At 46.0% G+C, this 2842-nt stretch carries 3 protein-coding genes; 2 read left to right on the forward strand and 1 reads right to left on the reverse strand.

The window, feature by feature from the left end:
- The coding region (locus QTO00_RS17695; RefSeq protein WP_331425950.1) for a DEAD/DEAH box helicase family protein at positions 1–537 on the reverse strand (537 nt) is incomplete at its 3' end.
- 155 nt (positions 538–692) lie between these two features.
- Between QTO00_RS17695 and QTO00_RS17700 the strand changes: the two genes are divergently transcribed.
- Both QTO00_RS17700 and QTO00_RS17705 read left to right on the forward strand, forming a co-directional pair.
- A complete protein-coding gene (locus QTO00_RS17700; protein ID WP_331425951.1) occupies positions 693–2381 on the forward strand; it encodes an NAD-dependent malic enzyme in 1689 nt (562 codons plus the stop codon).
- Positions 2382–2514: 133 nt separating this feature from the next.
- The coding region (locus tag QTO00_RS17705) for a DUF3392 domain-containing protein (protein ID WP_443088942.1) at positions 2515–2842 on the forward strand (328 nt) is incomplete at its 3' end.

A 2842-nucleotide genomic window follows, 5' to 3' on the forward strand; every position in this document is an offset into this window, starting at 1 on the left:
GTCATTAGCTCGATAGCTTATCGCTACTTGATAGTTCCGCCCTTCAGCATGCATACGTTGCGCGCCTAAATAAGTAGCAAGCCTATTTCCCTCAATCGTTGCCGATGTTAAAACCAAACGATGCTGACTTGTTCCGTTTAATAGCGCAACCAACAGATCGGTGTCCCAGCGACGCTCATGAAATTCATCGACAATGATCGTCTCGAAGTCAGCGAGCTTGTTTTCTGAGTACCAGCGCAACGCGACACCCGGCGTTACGAAAACCACTTGAGTATTTTCGTCAAATCGACCCTCTAATTTAATTGCATATCCTACTGACTTACCCAGCGGCTGGCCTTGTTGCTCAGAGAGAAACTGCGCCAAAGAGGTACAAGCAATCCTTCTTGGTTCAATAACGAGCACTCTGCCGGACTCCGCAGCCCAAAGAGGTAATCGTGTTGATTTTCCCGATCCTGTATCCGCTTCAACAATTAAATGGTGTTGGCTAAGTGCGGCTTTAAAATCCGATTTTAGAGAGTCGATAGGTAAGCTTGTCATCTGTGGCGTTTATGAATTTAAAAGACTTAAAATTATAAACTCAAAGTTTGTCGGAAAGGAGGATTATTCTGTTTACAATACAACAACGAATCCCTATCATTTTTATGTTCCTGTTCCTAAAGGTCTGATGACCCTAACCCCTACTAAGGCATGTAATGAATAACGATAAACGCCCTCTATATATCCCCTATGCAGGCCCTGCGCTTCTCAGTACTCCTCTTCTAAACAAAGGCAGTGCCTTCTCAAGTGAAGAAAGAAGCTCATTTAACCTAGAAGGCTTGCTTCCAGAAAATACTGAAACCATTCAGGAACAAGTAGAGCGTGCCTATCAGCAGTATCGAAACTTTGAAAGCGATATGGATAAGCACATTTATCTACGTAACATTCAAGATACTAACGAAACGCTATTCTACCGACTGGTTCAAAACCACATTTCAGAGATGATGCCGATCATCTATACACCGACGGTGGGTGCCGCATGTGAGAACTTCTCGAATATCTATCGTCGCGGACGTGGTCTGTTTGTTTCTTATGCTAATCGTGATCGTATTGATGACATCCTAAATAACGCCTCCAACCACAACGTCAAGGTTATTGTCGTAACCGATGGTGAACGTATTCTCGGTTTGGGTGACCAGGGTATTGGTGGTATGGGAATTCCAATTGGTAAGCTTGCTCTCTATACAGCATGTGGCGGTATTAGCCCAGCTTACACACTTCCTATCGTTTTGGATGTGGGCACTAATAACCCGCAGCGTCTTGCCGATCCTATGTATATGGGGTGGCGTCATCCGCGTATTACAGGTGCAGAGTACGATGCATTTGTCGAAGAGTTCATGCAAGCCGTCCAGCGTCGCTGGCCAGATGCTCTTATCCAATTTGAAGATTTTGCACAGAAAAATGCTATGCCGCTGCTTGAACGTTATAAAAACCGCGTTTGTTGCTTTAACGATGACATTCAGGGCACCGCAGCGGTTACCGTTGGCTCCCTGCTGGCCGCATGTAAAGCGGCAGGAAGCCAGCTATCTGAACAACGTGTCACCTTCCTTGGAGCAGGCTCTGCTGGCTGTGGTATCGCAGAGGCGATCATCGCCCAGATGGTTTCTGAAGGGATTAGCGATGAACAGGCTCGCTCGCAAGTATTCATGGTTGACCGCTGGGGTCTGCTACAAGAAGGTATGCCGAACTTACTAGACTTCCAACAACGCCTGGTGCAAAAGCGTGTGACAACGAACGATTGGGAAGCAGAAGGAAATGCTTTCTCACTATTAGACGTCATGCGTAATGCTAAACCAACCGTACTGGTCGGGGTTTCAGGTGCGCCAGGACTATTTAGCGAAGACGTTATTAAAGAGATGCACAAACATTGCCCTCGCCCAATTGTATTTCCTCTGTCGAATCCAACCAGTCGCGTTGAAGCAACACCCAATGACATCATCCGCTGGACGAACGGCGAAGCATTAGTAGCGACAGGTAGCCCATTTGATCCAGTTGTCCATGACGGAAAGACCTATCCGATTGCTCAGTGCAACAATAGCTATATTTTCCCTGGCATTGGTTTGGGCGTACTGGCAGTACAAGCTAAACGTGTTACCGATGAAATGCTTATGGAGTCTAGCCGCGCATTGGCAACATGTTCACCGCTGGCAATTAACGGCCAGGGAGCGCTACTACCACCGCTAGAAGCTATCCATTCCGTATCGAAGAAAATTGCTTTCGCAGTGGCCAAAAAAGCCATTGAACAAGGTGTGGCATTAGAAATTCCAGATGAAGCGCTAGAAGAAGCGATTGATGCTTCATTCTGGCAGCCTGTATACCGCCGTTACAAGCGCACTGCTTTCTAGTTTCAACAATACAGAATGTAAACCCAGCGATTCGCTGGGTTTTCTTTTCCTACCGCTAATGTCCCGTCATGACCTTTCTCTTAATTGTTATTGACTAAGTTCATGGTATGCTGCGCTAATCTGTAATTTTCGATTGTTATTAATGGATTACTTAAACCTATTGGGCGGTTACCTTCGTCCCTATTTAACTGAAATCTCCACCGCATTGATCGCTTGTACACTCGTTATGGCTGGGGGCGAAATCAACGCTATGCTGAGAAGAATTCTAAGAAACAGTAACTTTGCCCTCAGAACTGTGGCATTTGTATTGATAAATGCGTTTGGTTACGGCTTAATCATCGTTAAAGCAACGCCTTACCTATCTCGGACACTAGGTGAACTTGAGGCCGGCATCATGCTCGCCATCATATTATTTTGCTTCACATTAATTGGCCTATGGGCCCAAAGGAACCGACAAATCT

The sequence above is a fragment of the Vibrio sp. M260118 genome (genome assembly GCF_036533755.1).
GTDB lineage: Bacteria > Pseudomonadota > Gammaproteobacteria > Enterobacterales > Vibrionaceae > Vibrio.